This window comes from Corynebacterium sp. 239_CJEI (assembly GCF_001055995.1).
Taxonomy (GTDB): domain Bacteria; phylum Actinomycetota; class Actinomycetes; order Mycobacteriales; family Mycobacteriaceae; genus Corynebacterium; species Corynebacterium jeikeium_D.
On the sequence record NZ_JVOW01000011.1, the window covers coordinates 1 to 18,621 of the forward strand.

Genomic DNA, 18,621 nt, shown 5'->3' on the forward strand with positions numbered 1-18,621 from the left:
GGGGGGTGTCCCTATGTTTTTGTCAAGTGCCAGACCGATGTTGACGAGCACAGTCTTGGGAGTAGTTTCTTAGGCGTGCCTAGGAGCCGGCCAGCGTGTGCTGGTCGGCTTCGTCTTTGGGGCTTTATGCGGCGACGGGGCGTGGCGGGATTTCGCGGAAGAACTCCTTGTTTTTCAGCATCGCGTAGATGACATTGCATCGGCGTCGTGCCAGGCAGATGACTGCTGCGTTGTGGCGTTTTCCTTCAGCGCGTTTGCGTTCGTAATACCGCCGTGACGGTTCGTGGCTGCGGATAACTGCGAATGCGGAGTAGAACAAGGCGTTTTTCAGTCGTTTATTGCCTGACCGTGCCGGGAATTCACCTCTGATCGACGAACCGGATCGTCTAGTCACGGGTGCTATTCCAGCATAAGCAGCTAAGTGGCCAGCACTAGCGAAGTCGGAGCCATCACCGATCGCAAGAAGGATCTGCGCTGCGGTCTTGATGCCGACTCCGGGCATACTCATCAAGACCTCACAAAGAGGGAAATCAGCGAGCATCTCTTCAACCTGCTCAGCAATGGTGTTTCGTTGCTCTTTGAGGGCCTGGATGTTTGCAGCCAGTTGAGGAATTACTAACTCGGCGGCATCGCTTCCAGGCACGGTGACTGTTTGAGCTTTCAGCGCTGTAAAAATGTCGTCTACCAGCGGGGTGGGGTCTTTACGTGTGCGCTTGATCATCCAGTTCAACACTCGTTGGTATCCGGCTCTTTTTAGCCCCTGCGGTCCCTTGTAATGGATCAATAATTCCAGGATCGGCGTGCGAGTCAGGGTGCTACCAGCAAAAACTCGTTCCAGGCTGGGGTAGATCTGGGTGAGGACACTGCGAAGCCGATTGACAGTGCGAGTGCAATCGCGGGCGATGTCATCATCGAAGCCGGACAGCATCTTTAGGGCGGAGAGTACCTCATCATTGCGGTCGACGGCACGTAGCGTGTGGGGCATTGTGCGGGCGGTGTCGGCGATGATGAATGCGTCGCGTTTGTCTGTTTTTGCACGTCCCGGATAGAGATCTGCAGCTTTGCGCATCGCAAGACCTGGCAGGTATCCGACTTCGCAACCGCAGTCCCGGGCTACAGCAATCGGTAGTGCGCCGATGGTGTTGGGTTGGTCGACGATCACGAGCACGGTGCCAAGCTTCTGAAGCTGGTGAAAAACGCCTGCTAGTTCGGATTCGAGTTGAGGCAACGGTTTGTCGAAGACCTTGTTGCCATCACGGTCTAAGGCGCAGGCGTGGTGTTCAGATTTGCCGACGTCTAACCCAAGGAATATGTCGATGGAATGCTCCGGAGACATGATGAGCTCCTAGAAAACGAGATGGGTATGGCGTTGTTCCAGTCGCTGGTGTCATGACCTTCGTTGCAAGCACCCACGTTACAAAGAGACCTAGTTTAAAACTGGCCGTGTCCCTATCAGCTGTCATCGAAAGTCCTGGCACCCGGCGGCAACACCCCCCGGATTATGGAAACTACAGGGCAGGTAAGCCATACCGGACCAGCGACTATCCCCATTATCGGGGACACTCACAAGGTAACGGGCTAGTGAAAACAGTGACCGTCGGCACCAAAAAAATATGGCCAAGCCGAACCATCAAAGAATGGCAACTACTCGGAGGCCCCTATGTCATCGATGACACATCAAACATTCAGAACCGCATCACCTTCAAGGAAGAGCCGGGGAAGTCTGCTGTGGCGGGGTTCTTCACCCGAAACGTTGCAGAAGACATTTGGGTGATGGGCGAAGGCAGTTCCGAGAAACTGCAATGTAAGTCCTGGGCAGACCACCGCACGGGAACACGCGTGTTTCTGGATATGGCTGGGAGCCTGCATGACTACGGTCTCAGTCGCCGCAAAAATGCCTATTTCTATAAGGCGATTTGGGAACCGGAACCAACCACCTAGCCCCCGAGCGGGGCTTTTTTCATACCCAAAAAGGGAGGAAACAGCATGGCACGCTACCACCCACTAGCCGAAGGAACCGGCACCCTCAGCTCCGGCTATGGGCCACGCTGGGGTACTCACCACAACGGCCAAGACTACGCAGCGCCCCTAGGTACACCGATCTACGCAGTCGCAGATGGGGTAATCATCGAGGGACGCGACCGGGCACCAGGCAGCGTCACCGGGTTCGGAAACTGGGTCTGGCAAGACTCACAAAAAGAATGCGGCAAGGACTTCATCTACGGGCACATGCGGCACGCAGACATCCTCGTCCGCAAAGGAGACCGAGTTAAAGCCGGGCAACTCATAGCCCGCGTCGGCAACGAAGGCCAATCCACCGGCCCACACCTGCACTTCGAAGTGTGGGGTTCGCCGGGGCGTATCGGCGGGAAACACGAAAATCCCGCCACTTGGCTGGCAACAGCTACGTGGCTCAACACAACCACCGCAAAAAAGGAGGAAACCATGTCAGACAACGCCGTCGACATCGACAAACACCATCTCATCACCTTTGGTAGGTCAACGCCCCTGCCGAAGAAAATCATCATCGTTCACACTACGGAGAACACTCCGGGCACGTCCTCGCAGGCAATCCTGGACTACCAGGTGCGCACGCGCACGGGGTCGTATCATCGCCTTGTTGATGCGTCTGGCAAAATCACGCTCGCTAATACGGATGATTGGCAAACGTGGTCAACGGGCAATAAGGGCAACGACATCGCCCTACACGTCAGCTGCGTGGCGCAGGCGAAAATGACCCGCGAGCAATGGCTAGCACAACCGAAAATGCTCGAGGGCGTCGCCCGCGTCATCGCGCACTGGTCGAAGAAATACGGCATCCCACTAGTGAAGCTCTCACGCCAGGAACTCGGCGCAGGCAAGCACGGTGTCGCCGGTCACCTGGAAGCGCAGGTATGGGGCAACACCACACATTGGGATCCCGGCTATCACTTCCCGTATGACGTGGTTCTGAAGCGGGCAAAGGAAATCAATGAGGGTAAATCAGCCCCGGCTGTGTCTATCCCGCCGGCACCGGCTCCGAAGGCTCCGATGACGCTGGATACTCCGTGTAAGTCGCATGTTGCAGGCTCTAAGCATGTTGCACCGCTGGCTGATTACATCATGTACATCGACCGTGGCGTGTATGAAGGCCGTCATCAGATTGACCAGGTTCTTGCTGCTACAGAGCGCATTGAGAAGCAGAACGCGGAGATTCTGGCGCTGCTGAAAGAAGGTAAGAAGTGACTACTGTTTTTGTTGACCTTGTGAACTTGGACGGTTCGCGCCCGGAGGGCACGCTGCGGTTTAGTCTGGAGCGGCTGGTTTTGGGCGACCCTGACATTGTGCCGTCTGCGGTGGAGGTAAAGATTCGTGACGGCAAGGCTCGTGTTGAGAACCTGTTGCCGGGGGCTATGCGGGTGCGTGTGAACGCGGGGTGCTGGTCAAAAGACTGGCAGGTCACTATCCCGGCTGAGGGCGAGCATGACCTGCTCGACCTGTTGGAATGGCAGGCGGATGAGTTTCAGGAAACCGTGTGGGCGGAACTCGCGAAGCGGGTTGAAGCGTTGGAGAACACCCCGGCTGTTGACCTCGCCCCGCTGGAGGACGCGACCCGCGACCTAGGCAACCGCGTGACGGTACTGGAGGGCAAGCCGGACCCGAAGCCGTTCGACCCCACAGAGCTCAAAACCCAGCTCGCAGAACTACGAGCACACTTCACGCCCGTAAACCTAGCCTGGCTCGACGGGCCAGGAGACGACCTCGACCCAATATGGAGCACAGGTGCGACACCATCAGTAGTGCAGCACGCAGGCCGAGTAAACATCGACATCCTTGTTACTGCTGACATCGAAGGTACGCTGCGCGCGTTAGACGGGCTGCAACTCCCGCATTTCCCGAAGGTGTCAGCATTCTCCGGCGACAGTGTTTCCTTCGCCTCTGTGAGGCTATACGCCAGAGCGAAGTTTCCTGAGGAGCTGGACCCGGCCGCAATTCATCTGAATAGCCGATCTGGGATTTTGTCATTCCGCGTAGCGCTGGATGATGTTTTGGCTGTGGTGAAGGAAACCGGGTCGAACCGCATGACCCTGTCCACGTTCTACTACACGAACGACCTTCCACCAGAAACCACCGACTAGGCACCCCGCCCGGGGTGCTTTTCTTTTGCCTGCGCCGACCGGCGTGGGCATTTTTCTATGCCGTTTAGGAGGCACAATCATGGAAACCATTCGCAATCTTGTCCCAGCGTCCGCTCGCGCCAGCTGGTACGCGGTAGCGTCCGCTCTCGTAGCAGCGCTCGTATCTTGGGGTGTCCTGGACGACACCGCAGCACCAGCCATCACCGGCGTGGCCATCGCCACCGTCACCCTCATCTTCGCCCTCCTGCACTCTGACACACCATGGCGCCAAGCCGTCTACGGCCTCGCAGCAGCGCTCGGTGTCCTCGGCGTGTACCTCGGCTGGGGAAGCGAAGTGCAGATGGACGCGCTACTAGCGGTCATCGCCCCGGTTCTCGGCCTGGGAACCGCTGCAGCGACCACTAACCCCGGTGAGTACGTAGGTGAGCATCGCGTCGATGAAAATCATCACTAACCCCCGCGTCCTCTCCGCATTCTGGGCAGCATGGGCATGGCTCGCAGCAGCAGCCTACTGGGGCACAACCCCTAGCCAACTTGACCCAGTAGCGCGCCTAGTACCCGGGCAGCATATTTTCCTCGTCTGGATAGCCACCGCCACCGTGCTGACGCTCGGCACCGTATGCAGGCACCGGACGATAGGCAGGTGGGCGAGAATCGTAGGGCTCATCATCACCACCTGGCTCCTACTCGCCTGGGCAACCGCCTACATCTACGAAGGCATACACGCAGGCAGCAGAATGTGGGTGAGTGGCAAAAACTACGCCTTCCTCGCCCTCGCAGCGATGGCCACAAGCCCTGTCATGGGACGCAACACCCGGAGTCGACATGAAACGGAGGAGTAGCCCCGCATGGACCCCACGATCATCGTTGGGCTACTCGCCCTCGCAGGCACCGCAGTCACCGCATACGGCGGCTGGGCAGGCAAGAAAAGCGACAAGCAAGGCGTATTCACAGACGATTTAATGCAGCGCGTCACCGACCTCGAAAAAAGCATGAAAGAACTCCGCACGGAGTTCGACGCCGAACGAGGGTTGCGTATCCGGTGGGAAAACCACGCCTGGGATTTAACGAGGTCGTTAAAACGCAGCCTAGACGCACTCCACGAAATCGCCATCTGGATAGGCGCGGGAGCAAAACCCCCACCGCCTGATGTGCAGCAGACGATAGAGGAAATTGAGGAAGCGATTAAAAGCATTGATTAGGTTTGCCCCTGCTGGCTTGAGCTGTTCGGAAATCCCGAACAGTTGGCCGGTGGGGGCACCTTTTTCATGCCCGGAAACGGCACGACATTTCCACGACATACGGCACTGTTTGGGGCTGTATCCGGCTGTATTAGCGGGGGTAGTTGAGTAGGGTAAACCCCCGCCCGAACACGGAAAACACCAGTTCAAGACGGGGGTAGAAAAGCGCCCCCAGAAGGATTCGAACCCTCGACCAATCGGGTAGAAGCCGACTGCTCTGTCCACTGAGCTATGGAGGCTAGCTAAGAAAAGCATTGTAGCGTCTCTAATGTAGCCAATCACAACCGGTTCTGTTCTAGGGACTTTGGTCGCTAAGCTTAGGGCTATGACTGCCACGACCAAGGCCGAGACCTCTCCGCCTGTTAGCAAGGATAAGAAAGTCCGTAAATCTGCTGGTTGGTACGTTGTTTTTGTACTTATCGGCGGCGTTCTAGCTGGTTTGCTCTCGATGGCGTTCAACATGGATTCGCGCGCCACGTTGGGTATTCCCGATCCCGGCACAATCACCACCTTCGGGTTCCCGTTCGCGAAGGCGGCCGGTGAGCTGCTCGCCTGCCTCGGTGTCGGTTCGTTTATGCTCGCCGCTTTCGGTACGAAGCAGCGTGCCGACGGCACTTTGGGCCTCGACGGCTACACGGCATCCCGCACGGGTATGTGGGCCATGCTCGGCTGGGGCCTCATGGCGCTGATGGAGATTCCGCTGGTGCTCTCCGATGTGTCGGGCCAGCCGCTGTCGACGACGATTCAGCTGAGTAACTGGGCTGTGTCGTTGGAGCAGACCAAGGAGGGCTTGGCGTGGCTGTGGGTAGCTATTTTTGCGGGCATTGTGGCGCTTGGTTCATCGCTGACTCGTAAGTGGATTTGGCAGCCGGTGTTCTTCGCCATCAGCTTGGTGTCGATGATGCCGCTGGCGGTTGTAAGCCACAATGCCTCCGGTGGTGCCCATGACTACGGCACTAACTCCTACATCTGGCACTTGACCTTCACTGTGTTTTGGGTCGGCGGTTTGATGGCGCTGGTTGGCCACGCGCGTCGTCGCGGTGAATGGATGCCAGAGGTAGTGAAGCGCTATTCTTTCGTGGCGTTGGTGGCTTTCATCGCCATGTCTGCCTCCGGCTTCATTAACGCAGCCATCAACATTGACTGGTCTGACCTGGTCAGCAACAACTACGGCATCATGGTGCTGGTCAAGGCCGTTCTCACTATCTTGCTGGGCCTATGCGGCTATGTGCACCGCAAGATCACCATTCCGGAGATTGAGCGCGCTCAGTCGAATCGTCCATTCTGGCGTCTGGCCATTGTCGAGGTCATCATCATGGCGCTGACAATCGGCGTTGCCGTAGCTCTGGGCCGTACTCCGCCGCCACCGAATTTCTCTGAGCAGGCCGGCGGTGAGGGCCTGCCGTCGATTACGCAGATGCAGGTCAAGCTAGGTTACAACCTGGAGATCCCATTCGGTTGGGAGGCCATGTTCACGCAGTGGCGCTTTGACATCTTCTTCGGCTCTGCCGCCATCATTGCCGCGTGGATTTACTTGTACTGGCTCTACTTGCTGAAGAAGCGCGGCGGTACCTGGCCGCTGTCCAACACCCTGTGGTGGCTCGCCGGCTGTGCCACGCTGCTGTTTACTTCGTGCAGCGCGCTGGGCGTGTACATGCCGGCTCTGTTCTCGGTTCACATGATCGCCCACATGCTTTACTCCATGGGCATTCCGGTCATGCTGGTCCTGGGCGGCCCAGTTACGCTCGCGCTGCGTGCGCTGAAGCCGGCCGGCCGCGATGGTCTGCCTGGTATTCGTGAGTGGCTGGTGGTCTTCATCAACAACCCGGTGTCGCGTTTCCTCACGCACCCGGTTGTGGCAACGGTGCAGTTCGTCGCGGGCTTTTACCTGCTCTACATGACACCGATTTACGACTTCCTGGCTGATGAGCACGCGGGCCACGTGTTCATGAACATCCACTTCTTGATCTCCGGTTACATCTTCTACTGGGTCATTATCGGTGTCGATGCTGCACCACAGCAGATTGAGCCGTCGGTCAAGCTGGTCACGCTGATGGGGTCGTTGCCGTTCCACGCTTGGTTCGGTATTTCGCTGATGCAGTCGCAGCAGGTGCTTGCCGAGACCTACTACGCCAGCCTGGATCTCCCTTGGGCAGTGAATCTCCTGGAAGATCAGAACGTTGGTGGTGCCGTCGCGTGGGCTGCCGGTGAGGTTCCGCTCTACATCGTCACCGTTGCGCTGTTTGTACAGTGGCGGCGTTCCGATGAAAAGGATGCAGCCCGCTACGACCGCGTCGCGGACCGCAACAATGATGAGGAGTTGGCCGCTTACAACGAAATGCTCGCTCGCATGAGCCAGCAGGTCGGTGTTGGCGGCGAGGATGAGCGCGATTACTACACCTCGGAGGTTGACGCGCAGCATCCGGTGCACATGGATAATCCGATTGATGCCTCGAAGAGGCGCGGAAGGTAGCGTCGTTAAGCTGATTTTGCATGCTTGACGACGAGGATTGCCGCGACTTCGCCCCTCAACTTCATACGTAGCCTGTGGATAGTTGTCTTTTCGACAAACTTATCCACAGGCTTTTTATGTACCTCTTTCATTTGTTTCTCGAAGCCGGAAAAGTAATTGGCACGGCACGAATGAGACACCTTCGAATTATTCGGCCGCAGTAGGTAAACGCTTTCTTTGGGGGAGGAGCCCGATGTCTGAGGCAGTTATTACCGTGGTGGGCAATGTGGTCCATCATGTGGAAAATCGAAATACCAATTCTGGGGCAAAGGTCTGCAAGTTTTCTGTGGCATCCAGCAAGTCATGGAAGGGGGAGAATGGTTGGGAGCAGTCGGAGACGTCATATTTTGATGTTGAATGTTGGGGCAAGCTCGCCGAGAACGTGAATAACACGGTGTGGAAGGGCCAAGCCGTCATTGTCCACGGTCACGTTCGTACGGATCGCTGGGAGGGCGATGATGGTACGAAGCATCAGCGCCAGAAGATCATTGCTAAGGCGGTAGGTCCGAATCTGCGCCGTCACCTGGCAACGGTGAAGACTATGACTGAGAAGCCGCATGAGTCGCCGACTGGTCTTGGTGAGTCATCGACTGGGGATTCGGAAGCTTCGGTTACTGAGACAGTTGCGTCTCAGGCCGGGGCCGTGCGCACCTTCACTGCTAGTACGGGCGGCGCTGGTGAGGCGGGGAACACAGGTGCAGCTAGTTCGGAGCAGCGAGAAATGGCTGATGCAGGAGTCAGTGCGCCGTTCTAACCCAGGAGCCAGTACATCGTTGTAGAGCGGAATGAGGGGGAGCCGCTGAAAGAGCGGAAAGAGGGGAGGGGTAATTACTGCACGTGAGGTGACGCTGCTGAGAAAGGGGAGGGATCGCATACGATTCGGCAGCGTTATCTCGCAGCTAGTTTTGCTAGGAGCCTGGCAGAGATTTTGGTGGGAAAGGATTGCGGGTACGCCCATGTAGATTGTGCCTTTTGGTTCCTATGCGTAACCTCTACAGGGATTGCTTATTTCCTTTCTACGAGGGGACGAAATTCCACCATGGGTGAGTTCATCTACCAGATGAAAAACGTGCGCAAGGCGCACGGCGATAAGGTTATTCTCGACAACGTCACCATGGCGTTTTACCCGGGCGCAAAGATCGGCGTGGTCGGTCCGAACGGCGCAGGTAAGTCGTCGATTCTGAAGATTATGGCTGGCCTTGATCAGCCGAGTAACGGTGAAGCTTTCCTGGAGCCGGGCGCCACTGTCGGCATCCTGCTGCAGGAGCCTCCGCTGAATGAGGAGAAGACCGTTCGCGGCAACGTCGAGGAGGGCCTCGGCGACATCTTCGAGAAGAAGGCTCGTTTTGAAGCCATCGCCGAGGAGATGGCCACCAATTACACCGACGAGCTCATGGAAGAAATGGGCAAGCTCCAGGAGGAGCTCGACGCCGCTGATGCTTGGGAGCTGGATTCCAAGATTGAGCAGGCAATGGATGCGCTTCGCTGCCCGCCGGCGGACGAGCCGGTTACTCACCTCTCCGGTGGTGAGCGTCGTCGTGTAGCACTGGCAAAGCTGCTGCTCTCCGAGCCGGACCTGCTGCTTCTCGACGAGCCGACTAACCACCTGGACGCCGAGTCTGTGCTGTGGCTCGAGCAGCACCTGGCTAAGTACCCGGGCGCTGTCCTGGCCGTGACTCACGACCGTTACTTCCTGGATCACGTCGCTGGCTGGATTTGTGAGGTCGACCGCGGCAAGCTCTACCCGTACGAGGGCAATTACTCGACTTACCTGGAGAAGAAGGCTGAGCGCCTTGAGGTTGCAGGTAAGAAGGACGCCAAGCTGCAGAAGCGCCTGAAGGATGAGCTGGCGTGGGTCCGCTCGGGGCAGAAGGCTCGCCAGGCCAAGAACAAGGCCCGTCTGGAGCGCTACGAGCAGATGGTGGAGGAAGCCGAGCAGTACAAGAAGCTCGACTTCGAAGAAATTCAGATTCCGACCCCGCCGCGCCTGGGTAACCAGGTTGTTGAGGTCAAGGACCTGGAGAAGGGCTTTGATGGCCGCGTCCTGATCAAGGATCTGTCGTTCACCCTGCCGCGTAACGGCATCGTCGGTGTGATTGGCCCGAACGGTGTTGGTAAGTCCACCCTGTTTAAGACCATCGTGGGGCTGGAGCAGCCGGATTCCGGTGAGGTCAAGGTCGGTCAGACTGTTCAGCTCAGCTACGTTGACCAGGGCCGTGAAAACATCGATCCGGAAAAGACCGTTTGGGAGGTTGTCTCTGATGGTCTCGACTACATCGTGGTCGGCCAGAACGAGATGCCGTCTCGTGCATACCTATCTGCTTTCGGTTTCAAGGGCGCGGATCAGCAGAAGCCGTCGAAGGTTCTCTCCGGTGGTGAGCGCAACCGTCTGAACCTCGCGCTGACCCTCAAGCAGGGAGGAAACCTTATCCTCCTGGATGAGCCGACTAACGACCTTGACGTCGAAACCCTGTCTTCGCTGGAAAACGCACTGCAGAACTTCCCGGGCTGTGCCGTGGTCATTTCCCACGACCGTTGGTTCCTGGACCGCACCTGTACCCACATCCTCGCATGGGAAGGCAACTTCGAAGAGGGCAAGTGGTTCTGGTTCGAAGGCAACTTCGAGGGCTACGAGAAGAACAAGATTGAGCGTTACGGCGAGGAGGCTGCACGCCCGTCGCGTGTCACTCACCGTCGCCTGACCCGCTAATCAGTTTCCCGCGAATCTGATCTTTGCCAACGGCAACGCCCGGAACCGTGTGGACTGGCTCGCACCAGTGCACAGGTCCCGGGCTTTCGCGTTATTTGCAGGTTCGTAGCTCCAGAAAACGCCTATAGTTCTGGGTATGACTGAATCAGCACCATTTCGTACCAACGTCGCTATCCGCTGGTCTGATTTTGATCAGTATGGTCACGCTAACAACACCGCATTCCTGGAATACGCCCAGCAGGCTCGTCTCGACTTTGTGATGCGCGGCCTCGGCGGCGGGGCAGGTATGCCTGCGGCAGTGGTGCGTCGCCTGGAGATTGACTACGTCCGCGCTATCTTGCCGGACACCCAGGAAGTTGTGGTTGAGACCGAGATCATCAACTTCGGTCGCACCTCTTTCACACTCCGCCAGACTATCTCCGACCAGCATGGTCACATCGTGGCTGTGCTCGAAACCGTGATGGTGATGTTTGATCTCAAGACTGCGAAGGCAGTCGAGCTCTCCCCGTCTGCCCGCCGTGAACTGGAGCGTTTTGCAGCTCCCGCAATCGAAGACAACAAGGAAGACCAGGACAAGTAATTCGCCGTGACCACTTCTCATCCCGCTGCCGAGCTGACCTTCGGCACTCCCGATGCCCTGAAGAACCTGGGCGTCCTAGCCCATAAGGCCTACGCCCTCGACGAGAACACGTTGCTTCGCATCCGCGCACGAAAGACCGCCGCCGCCGGTATCAGTTCATCGCCCGAGCCCACCGCTGCGCCAGCAATGTCACAGGTATGGGTGAAGACCCCGATCGGCCCGCTCGCCATGCGCACAATTGCGCTACACGCGCTTCCCGACGACATCATCGTCACTGCCGCGGAGATTAAAGACATCGCAGTGCGTGCCTTTGCGCAGGCAAAATCATCCGACAATGCGGAGGACAAAGAAGCTTCGCTCACCGCGCTGCCGTATCGGGTGCATGCGCAGTCGGCGTCCTCCTGGCCGGGATTCTTGCCAGTTCCGGAAGGATGGCAGGTTGTCGACTATGTTCCGGCCACTGCTTTCCGGACTCTCGAGAAGCAGGGGCGCGCGGTCGCTGTGGAATCTTCCGGCCCCATGGGTATGCCGCCATCTCTGCTGGATCAGAAGGTTCTCACTGTCAGCGGAGAGGCCGGTGAAGCCGCCGTTGACTCAGGGGAGGGGCAGTCGCAGGAGACGTCGAAAAGCGTTGTCGACGTGACCATGCGGGATGTGTTTGCGCTGTGTGCGATGGGCTTCATTCCAGAGCAACCGGATGAAAAAGAGCCGGTGCGCGTGTCCACGAAGGGACGGTGGCACCGGCTGGATGGACGGTTTGGCTCGATCTTTACGCTCGAGTCCTTTGGCGTGCTGCCGCTGCTGAACTAGCGGGGCTGCTGAACTAGCGGGGCAGGAGCCTAATTCCTACTGCGCGTCGAAGCGGTTAATGAGCATGTCAGCGACCTGCACCATGTGGTTCCACATGGCTTCGCGCTGGGGGCGGGGGAGCTCTTCATCGGAAATGTCTGCGAGTGAGGCGCTCATGATCTCCAGCCAGCGGTCGCGTTCGGCTTCGCCGATGGAAAACGGCATGTGGCGCATGCGCAGGCGCGGATGACCACGCTGTTCGCTGTACGAACGCGGCCCGCCCCAGTACTGGACGAGGAACATGCGGAGTCGATCCTCGGCGCCCTCCCAGTCATCGCTGGGGTACATCGGGCCGATGAGGTCATCGGAACGCATACGCGTGTAAAAGCCATGGACGATGCGATTGAAGACATCCTCGCCGCCGACGGAGTCAAAGAGCGTCTGAGAAGTTGTCATGGCACCAAGTCTATCGACTTGATGCCACGAAAACGATAACGGCCAAAGTGCCGGCCGAAATCACTTGTTACTTCGCGTCGAACTCGCGGGCACGAAGAGCGAGCTTCACCAGGAACTGCTGCTCAGAGATGATGCGCTTGACCGGCGATGCAGTCTCGTCGCTGTCGAGCAGACGTTGAGCGGCTGCAATTGCATCATCGCTGATCTCCCAGGTTGGGTAGAAGCCCTCGAGCAGCGTCTGTGCCGTCTCGGAGGAGAACTGCTTCCACCAGCTGTTGGCAACGGCGAAGAAGTGCTCCGACAGCGAGGTCGCCGACTGCTCCGCGTTGATGGTGGCGCGGGAGTCGTCGTCAAGCGCCTGTGCGAGCACCTCACCCGAGCCCGGCGCGTTGAAGCCGGCCAGCAAGTGGCGAATGACAAGGTTCGACGGGGCATCGTTGCCGGAGACCGTCGCCTCTGCCCAGACGCGGGACTTGTTGGCGAGCGTCGGCACGGAGGCGCGGCAGGCGATGGCGGCCTGCGCACCGAGTGCCGAGTTGTCGGTCTTTTCAAGCTTTGCGATGGCTTCCTCGCCCTCGAGACCGGCGGAAACCAGCGGCTTCAGGGCGCGCCACTGCATGTCGGTGTCTACCGTGACAGCTGGGAAACCAGCCTTGTCTGCGTCGCCAGTGTAGATGGCGCGCAGTGCGTCAACGACGTCGCTATTCGACGAGCCCACGGTGGTCAAAGCGTTAACGAAAACCAGGGCGCGGTCGGCGTCGGTTTCCTTCTTCGCGTAGTCCAACAGGCCCTGAGCCAGCAGGTCGCGGCCGGTGGAATCAGCCCACTGTGGATCGGCGTAGACGTTGACGGCGCTGACCGCCTGAGCGATGACGCGCTCCAAGACGGAGAGCTTGTCCTCGCCCGGGATGCCGCGGAGCACCAGGTTGACGAAGTCGCGAGCGCGCATCTGGCCTGCGCGAACCATCTGCCAGGTAGCGGACCAGCACAGTGTGCGTGCCATTGAATCGGTGAAGGCGCCGATGTTGTCGATGACGGTGGCAAGCGAGCCTTCGTCCAAGCGGATCATGCTGTAGGTGAGGTCGTCGTCGTTAACCAGCACGACATCGCCGACTGGGGTGTCGACCAGCTCTGGGACTTCGGTGCGTGCACCACGGACGTCGATTTCCACGCGCTTGGTGCGCTCGAGTACGGCATCCGATCCGGTGCCGCGCAGGTTGTAGATGCCCACGGCGACTCGGTGGTCACGGAGTTCACCAGCACCCGGCTCGGCACCTTCCTGCGTGACTGCGAAGGAAGTGTACTTGCCGTCCTCTTGCTGGAACTCCGGTGCCAAAGTGGTGATGCCGGTGGTGGTCAGCCACTGATCGGCCCAGCCGGACAGATCGCGTCCCGAGGCCTCGGAGAGCGCCTCCAAAAGGTCCGCGAAGGTGGCGTTGCCAAAGCGGTGGCGGGCAAAGTGAAGGCGGGCACCGGCGAGGAAAGCATCCTGACCAACGTAGGCGGCCAGCTGTTTGAGCGTGGATGCGCCCTTGGCGTAGGTGATGCCGTCGAAGTTCTGCTCGACGGTGTCAATGTCGCTGGCATCGGCGGCAATCGGGTGCGTCGACGGTAGCTGATCCTGCTTGTAGGCCCAGGCCTTCTCTACGTTGGCGAAGGTGGTCCAGGCGTGGCTGTAATCGGAAACTTCGACCTGAGCGGCGGCGGCCGACCAGGTGGCGAAGGACTCATTGAGCCAGAGGTCATCCCACCACTGCATGGTGACCAAATCACCGAACCACATGTGAGCCATCTCGTGCAGGATGGTGTCGTTGCGGCGTTCGTAGAGGTAGTGAGTGGGCTTGGAGCGGAAGACGTACTCGTCGCGGATGGTCACACAGCCGGCGTTTTCCATCGCGCCCATGTTGTACTCCGGGCAGAAGATCTGGTCGTACTTACCGAACGGGTAGGGCTCACCGAAATGCTTGGCGTAGAAGTCGAAGCCTTCCTTGGTTTCCTTGAACAAGGTGTCGGCATCGAGGTACTCGGCGATGGACTGGCGGCAGTAGAGCCCCAGCGGAATGGTCAGCTCGCCATCCGGCTGGTGCTCGGCAGGGGTCTCCGGGTGCGGTGCGACAGTGCCGGTCCACGAGTCAGTGACCTCGTGCCACGGGCCCGCACAGACTGCGACGAGATACGTCGACAGCGGAACATCCACCGAGAAGTCGAAGGTATCGGCCTCATTGCCGTGGACATCGGTGGTGGCGCCGGTCTTGGCCACCGAGTTGGAAACAACCTTCCAACCCTTCGGTGCCACGACGTGGATTGAGTACGTCGCCTTCAAATCCGGCTGGTCAAAGCAGGCGAACACGCGCTTGGCATCGGCAGTTTCAAACTGCGAGTACAGGTATGTTTCGCCGTCGGCAGGATCCTGGAACCGGTGAATGCCCTGGCCGTTGTTGGTGTAACGGCAGTCCGCGTCGATAACGACGGTGTGGTCGCCTTCGGTCAGGTCCACGTTAATACCGGTCTCGCTGGCATAACGAGCGGCCTCCGTGGCATCGACACCGTCGATGGTCACACTCTTAACAACCGCATCACGCAGGTCAATAAAGGTGGAACCAGCGCGCTTCGCCGTCAGAGAAATTGTGGTCTTGGAAGCGAATGTTGGTGCGCTGTGCGGCGCGCCAACAGGTGCGGTAGTGAGGTCGAGAGAGATGTCGTAGTGGGACACCTCGAGCATGGCCGCACGGTCGGCGGCTTCGGTCCTGGTTAGGTTCGTGGAAGTCATGCGACAAGTGTAACCACGACCCCGGATTGGAGTCAGACTCCGATTATGCGCGGAATGCATGAATGCGAGCCAAAAAATTCCGCCCTATAGTCGTTGATAAGTCAATCAATGCTTTAGGAGGACTTTCACATGAGCAATCGAGACAAGGTCACTTTCTACTTCGACGTTTCCTGCCCGTTTTGCTGGGTGACATCCCGCTGGATTAAGGAAGTCGAAAAGGTCCGCGACATCGAGGTCGAGTGGAAGCCGATGAGCCTGTCGGTACTCAATGAAGGCCGCGACGAGCTGCCGGAAGAGTACAAGTTCATGATGCAGTGCAACTGGACCCCGGCACGCCTGTTTAATGCAGTGTTCTCCCAGGATGGTCAGGAGGCTGTCGACAAGCTCTACACCGCGCTGGGCACGAAGATTCACAACGAAAACCGCATCGATCGCCACGCGCATGTCGACGAGCCGGAGCACGCATTCGACGAACTGATTAAGGAAGCCCTCGCAGAGGTTGGACTGCCGGAAGAGCGCCTGGCACAGGCCCTGACTACCGAGTTCGATGAGCTCATGCGTGAAAACCACGCAGAGGCCATGAAGGAGGTCGGCAACGACGTCGGCACTCCGGTGGTCAAGCTCAACGACGTTGCCTTCTTCGGTCCGGTGCTTACCCGTATCCCACGCGGCGAAGAAGCCGGCAAGATTTTCGACGGCTCGGTTGCCGTCGCCAGCTATCCGTATTTCTTCGAAATTAAGCGCTCTCGCACTGAGGATCCGCGCTTCGACTAAGAAACCTGTAGCAGCTGGGGCATGCGGCTAAGAAACCTGAGCGGCCCCAGCTTCGGCATTCTGCCCGGTGGAGGCCTGCCGTTCTTCTTCGCTCATGGCAGCCCACCGTGGCGGGATGTAGATGCATGTCGGATCGGATGCCGTGTAATCCCCGGTCAAAGCGTAAGCAGTCGAGCGGGATCCACCGCATACGCTGTGGTATTCACAGACGCTGCACTTGCCGTGCCAATTATCAGGATCGCGGAGAGCCTTAAAAGCCGGCGAGTTGGAATAAATCTCTTGGAAGGGTGTTGCCTTTACATTACCGCAGTGCAACGGCAGGAAACCATTGGGGTAGACGTCGCCGATGTGGTCAATGAAGGCAAAACCTGACCCGGAATTGACGGCCATGGGGGAGCGCGGGCGACGTGGCTTTTCCGGCACAGCACCGAGCAGCTTTGTCGTTTCCTCGGTCAAGTAACGGTAGAGCTCGCCGCCCTCATAGGGTGGCAGCCCCTTTTCCTTCGCTTCCTCCTGCTGCATGACGACGCGCCGATACTGCGGCGCCTCCGTCGTCTTAATGGCAATTCGGTTGGACACATCAGACAACCAGTGCAGAACATCCTCGCGTTCCTCCGGTGACAATGCGCCCAAATCCGCACCGCGACCAGTGGGAACGAGGAAAAAGACGTACCACATCTTGGCCTGCATCTCCATGACGGTCTTCAGCAGCGCTGGCGCCTCATGAATATTTCCCTTGGTCAGGGTCGAGTTAATCTGCAGCCGGTAACCGGCCTCGTTGATGTGCGGAGCCATTTCGAGCGTCTTTTCAAAAGTGCCCGAAAATCCACGGAACTTGTCATGGGTCTGGGCAGTCGCGCCATCGAGCGACATGGACATCGCCTTGCCACCGGCCTCACGCAGTGACTGAATCCGCTCTGGCGTGAGCCGCGGCGTCACCGATGGAGATAGCGACATATTCAGGCCCTGCTCCGTGCCGAATCGCACCAATTCTTCCAGGTCATCACGCTCAAAAGGATCACCGCCGGTGAGCACTACAAGCGGCTTCGGCTTGCTATACGACGCCAAGGTCTCCAGCAGCATCTTGCCCTCGGTGGTCGAAAGCTGGTGAGGATGCGGCTCGTGCTGCGCATCTGCACGGCAGTGCTTGCAGACTAAGCCACAAGCCCGCGTGACCTCCCAAATGACAATAAATGGTTTCTTGTTGATGTCATGCCGAACCGTTCGCACCACCGGTGCGTGATGATTCCCATGGGAGCCATGGGCTTCAGGATCGACTTGGAAGTGAGCTTGCGGCGCAGGAGACACGGTAAAAGCACCCAATTTCCGGTTTCGAAGGCGTGCTGAAACGCAAATACAGTCACTTTTCACCCTATTCGGCTGCGCAGGAGACGTCGTCAAGCAATACCTAAAACGGGTGCAGGCGCCGTGGAATCCGTGGGAACCGCTAAACTTGCTGCCATGCGTATTTACCTTGGTGCAGACCACGCCGGTTTTGAGATGAAGAACCTGATTAAGGCCCACCTGGAGAAGGCTGGCCACGACGTCGTTGATTGCGGCGCTCACACCTACGACCCTGCAGATGATTACCCAGCATTCTGCATTGAGGCGGCTTCCCGTACCGTCGCTGATCCGGGCAGCCTGGGCATCGTGCTCGGCGGTTCCGGCAACGGCGAGCAGATTGCTGCTAACAAGGTCAAGGGCGCTCGTTGTGCGCTGGCTTGGTCGGTGGAGACCGCAAAGCTCGCCCGCGAGCACAACAATGCTCAGCTGATCGGCCTCGGCGGTCGTATGCACTCTGAGGAAGAGGCCCTGGCTATCGTCGATGCTTTCGTCTCCCAGCCGTGGAGCGAGGAGGAGCGTCACCAGCGCCGCATCGACATTCTGGCAGAGTACGAAAAGACTGGCGTTGCCCCGGAGCTGCCAGAAGCTTAAAGGGATTGCTGTTCGCTATCTGTTGATAGGAATAAAAAAGGGGTCTGGTTCCAGAAAACTCTGGGACCAGACCTTTTTTCATGTGTAGACGGAGTAGGAATTGTCGTATGACAAATCAAGAAGCGCATCGCCGAGTAACTGTTGTGCTATTCCCCGGGTTCGAGCTCTTGGACGTATTTGGACCGGTTGGCCTTTTTGGCCATGTCCCAGAGATTGAGGTCGAATATGTCGCCAACATTGCTGGTCCGATAACCAGCGCTCAGGGGGCGCAGGTTATCGCCACACGTTGTGCCACTGACCTCGAAACGGTCGATATTCTTCTAGTTCCTGGTGGAGCCGGGAGTAGAACACTAGTTGACGATGCAGAGTTTTTGGACTGGCTCAACAACCTCGGATCCCGGGCGCGGTTAGTGGCATCGGTTTGCACAGGTTCCGCACTGCTTGCTGCGGCTGGGCTTCTTGAAGGAAAGCGGGCAACTAGTAATAAGTTGGCTTTTGATTGGGCTACCTCGTTCGGAAACGAAGTGACGTGGGTGAAAGCGGCTCGATGGGTTGAAGACGGAGATCGCTGGAGCTCATCAGGAGTCGCAGCAGGTATGGATATGGCTGTTGCTTTAATTAGCAGCATCCTTGGCAAGGAAGCTGGTCGATTCGCCGCCAGAAAAATTGAGTATCGGCCTCAGACAGACGGCACTGTCGATCCTTTTGCGGATTTAGCGAAATAGCGGCGCCGGGC

At 58.3% G+C, this 18,621-nt stretch carries 18 protein-coding genes and 1 tRNA gene; 14 read left to right on the plus strand and 5 right to left on the minus strand.

The window, feature by feature from the left end; translation table 11 throughout:
* Positions 1-124 precede the first annotated feature (124 nt).
* Positions 125-1,336: an IS110 family transposase gene (locus ADB08_RS03695; RefSeq protein WP_011273191.1), complete on the minus strand. Its 1,212-nt coding sequence runs from the start codon at positions 1,334-1,336 to the stop codon at positions 125-127.
* A 245-nt stretch (positions 1,337-1,581) separates the two neighbouring features.
* On the opposite strand from ADB08_RS03695, the gene ADB08_RS03700 reads away from it, so the two are divergent.
* The 6 genes from ADB08_RS03700 to ADB08_RS03725 all read left to right on the plus strand — a co-directional run bounded on the left by ADB08_RS03700 (position 1,582) and on the right by ADB08_RS03725 (position 5,320).
* A complete protein-coding gene (locus tag ADB08_RS03700; protein WP_049170962.1) occupies positions 1,582-1,941 on the plus strand; it encodes a hypothetical protein in 360 nt (119 codons plus the stop codon).
* Between the two features lie 45 nt (positions 1,942-1,986).
* Entirely contained in the window at positions 1,987-3,225 is a 1,239-nt protein-coding gene (locus tag ADB08_RS11145; protein WP_053087305.1) for a peptidoglycan DD-metalloendopeptidase family protein, read from the plus strand.
* The gene (locus tag ADB08_RS03710) at positions 3,222-4,118 is read left to right on the plus strand and encodes a hypothetical protein (RefSeq protein ID WP_049170965.1); all 897 of its coding nucleotides are present in this window, start codon (positions 3,222-3,224) and stop codon (positions 4,116-4,118) included. Before ADB08_RS11145 ends, ADB08_RS03710 begins: the two co-directional genes overlap by 4 nt.
* A 79-nt stretch (positions 4,119-4,197) precedes the next feature.
* Positions 4,198-4,572 carry a phage holin gene (locus tag ADB08_RS03715; protein WP_049170968.1) on the plus strand — a complete coding sequence of 125 codons (375 nt, stop codon included), beginning with the start codon at positions 4,198-4,200 and terminating at the stop codon, positions 4,570-4,572.
* The gene (locus ADB08_RS03720) at positions 4,556-4,960 is read left to right on the plus strand and encodes a hypothetical protein (RefSeq protein ID WP_049170971.1); all 405 of its coding nucleotides are present in this window, start codon (positions 4,556-4,558) and stop codon (positions 4,958-4,960) included. Before ADB08_RS03715 ends, ADB08_RS03720 begins: the two co-directional genes overlap by 17 nt.
* Positions 4,961-4,966: 6 nt before the next feature.
* A complete protein-coding gene (locus tag ADB08_RS03725) occupies positions 4,967-5,320 on the plus strand; it encodes a hypothetical protein (protein ID WP_049170973.1) in 354 nt (117 codons plus the stop codon).
* A gap of 205 nt (positions 5,321-5,525) precedes the next feature.
* Here the strand turns inward: ADB08_RS03725 and ADB08_RS03730 are convergent.
* Positions 5,526-5,598: transfer RNA gene (locus ADB08_RS03730), tRNA-Arg, on the minus strand.
* 86 nt (positions 5,599-5,684) lie between these two features.
* Here ADB08_RS03730 and ADB08_RS03735 point away from each other — a divergent pair.
* From ADB08_RS03735 to ADB08_RS03755, 5 genes are all read left to right on the plus strand, one after another.
* Positions 5,685-7,832, plus strand: a complete 2,148-nt coding sequence (locus tag ADB08_RS03735; protein WP_049170976.1) for a cytochrome c oxidase assembly protein — start codon at positions 5,685-5,687, stop codon at positions 7,830-7,832.
* A 232-nt stretch (positions 7,833-8,064) separates the two neighbouring features.
* Positions 8,065-8,625, plus strand: a complete 561-nt coding sequence (locus ADB08_RS03740; RefSeq protein WP_049170979.1) for a single-stranded DNA-binding protein — start codon at positions 8,065-8,067, stop codon at positions 8,623-8,625.
* 285 nt (positions 8,626-8,910) lie between these two features.
* Entirely contained in the window at positions 8,911-10,581 is a 1,671-nt protein-coding gene (gene ettA / locus ADB08_RS03745) for an energy-dependent translational throttle protein EttA (protein WP_016422285.1), read from the plus strand.
* Between the two features lie 136 nt (positions 10,582-10,717).
* A complete protein-coding gene (locus tag ADB08_RS03750) occupies positions 10,718-11,161 on the plus strand; it encodes an acyl-CoA thioesterase (RefSeq protein WP_048734885.1) in 444 nt (147 codons plus the stop codon).
* A gap of 6 nt (positions 11,162-11,167) precedes the next feature.
* Positions 11,168-11,971: a hypothetical protein gene (locus tag ADB08_RS03755; RefSeq protein ID WP_048734886.1), complete on the plus strand. Its 804-nt coding sequence runs from the start codon at positions 11,168-11,170 to the stop codon at positions 11,969-11,971.
* Between the two features lie 36 nt (positions 11,972-12,007).
* Here ADB08_RS03755 and ADB08_RS03760 read toward each other — a convergent pair whose 3' ends face one another.
* Together ADB08_RS03760 and pepN are read right to left on the minus strand one after the other, a co-directional pair.
* Complete coding sequence (locus ADB08_RS03760; protein WP_038628076.1) at positions 12,008-12,406, minus strand: globin; 399 nt, start codon at positions 12,404-12,406, stop codon at positions 12,008-12,010.
* Between the two features lie 67 nt (positions 12,407-12,473).
* Positions 12,474-15,176 carry an aminopeptidase N gene (gene pepN / locus ADB08_RS03765; RefSeq protein WP_049170984.1) on the minus strand — a complete coding sequence of 901 codons (2,703 nt, stop codon included), beginning with the start codon at positions 15,174-15,176 and terminating at the stop codon, positions 12,474-12,476.
* Positions 15,177-15,305: 129 nt separating this feature from the next.
* Here pepN and ADB08_RS03770 point away from each other — a divergent pair, with 129 nt between their 5' ends.
* Entirely contained in the window at positions 15,306-15,950 is a 645-nt protein-coding gene (locus ADB08_RS03770; RefSeq protein ID WP_016422291.1) for a DsbA family protein, read from the plus strand.
* A 27-nt stretch (positions 15,951-15,977) separates the two neighbouring features.
* Here ADB08_RS03770 and ADB08_RS03775 read toward each other — a convergent pair whose 3' ends face one another.
* Positions 15,978-17,183 (minus strand): TIGR04053 family radical SAM/SPASM domain-containing protein, encoded by a 1,206-nt coding sequence (locus ADB08_RS03775; RefSeq protein WP_049170988.1) that lies wholly within the window; start codon positions 17,181-17,183, stop codon positions 15,978-15,980.
* Between the two features lie 228 nt (positions 17,184-17,411).
* Here ADB08_RS03775 and ADB08_RS03780 point away from each other — a divergent pair, with 228 nt between their 5' ends.
* Both ADB08_RS03780 and ADB08_RS03785 read left to right on the plus strand, forming a co-directional pair.
* The gene (locus tag ADB08_RS03780; protein ID WP_005511109.1) at positions 17,412-17,885 is read left to right on the plus strand and encodes a ribose-5-phosphate isomerase; all 474 of its coding nucleotides are present in this window, start codon (positions 17,412-17,414) and stop codon (positions 17,883-17,885) included.
* Between the two features lie 107 nt (positions 17,886-17,992).
* The gene (locus ADB08_RS03785) at positions 17,993-18,610 is read left to right on the plus strand and encodes a DJ-1/PfpI family protein (RefSeq protein WP_016422294.1); all 618 of its coding nucleotides are present in this window, start codon (positions 17,993-17,995) and stop codon (positions 18,608-18,610) included.
* The last annotated feature ends 11 nt before the right edge of the window (positions 18,611-18,621 follow it).

Coding starts and splice junctions, on each gene's coding strand:
- ADB08_RS03695 (WP_011273191.1), bottom strand. CDS start 1,336: ATGTCTCCGGAGCATTCCATCGACATATTCCTTGGGTTAGACGTCGGC.
- ADB08_RS11145 (WP_053087305.1), top strand. CDS start 1,987: ATGGCACGCTACCACCCACTAGCCGAAGGAACCGGCACCCTCAGCTCC.
- ADB08_RS03715 (WP_049170968.1), top strand. CDS start 4,198: ATGGAAACCATTCGCAATCTTGTCCCAGCGTCCGCTCGCGCCAGCTGG.
- ADB08_RS03720 (WP_049170971.1), top strand. CDS start 4,556: ATGAAAATCATCACTAACCCCCGCGTCCTCTCCGCATTCTGGGCAGCA.
- ADB08_RS03725 (WP_049170973.1), top strand. CDS start 4,967: ATGGACCCCACGATCATCGTTGGGCTACTCGCCCTCGCAGGCACCGCA.
- ADB08_RS03735 (WP_049170976.1), top strand. CDS start 5,685: ATGACTGCCACGACCAAGGCCGAGACCTCTCCGCCTGTTAGCAAGGAT.
- ADB08_RS03740 (WP_049170979.1), top strand. CDS start 8,065: ATGTCTGAGGCAGTTATTACCGTGGTGGGCAATGTGGTCCATCATGTG.
- ettA (WP_016422285.1), top strand. CDS start 8,911: ATGGGTGAGTTCATCTACCAGATGAAAAACGTGCGCAAGGCGCACGGC.
- ADB08_RS03750 (WP_048734885.1), top strand. CDS start 10,718: ATGACTGAATCAGCACCATTTCGTACCAACGTCGCTATCCGCTGGTCT.
- ADB08_RS03760 (WP_038628076.1), bottom strand. CDS start 12,406: ATGACAACTTCTCAGACGCTCTTTGACTCCGTCGGCGGCGAGGATGTC.
- pepN (WP_049170984.1), bottom strand. CDS start 15,176: ATGACTTCCACGAACCTAACCAGGACCGAAGCCGCCGACCGTGCGGCC.
- ADB08_RS03770 (WP_016422291.1), top strand. CDS start 15,306: ATGAGCAATCGAGACAAGGTCACTTTCTACTTCGACGTTTCCTGCCCG.
- ADB08_RS03780 (WP_005511109.1), top strand. CDS start 17,412: ATGCGTATTTACCTTGGTGCAGACCACGCCGGTTTTGAGATGAAGAAC.
- ADB08_RS03785 (WP_016422294.1), top strand. CDS start 17,993: ATGACAAATCAAGAAGCGCATCGCCGAGTAACTGTTGTGCTATTCCCC.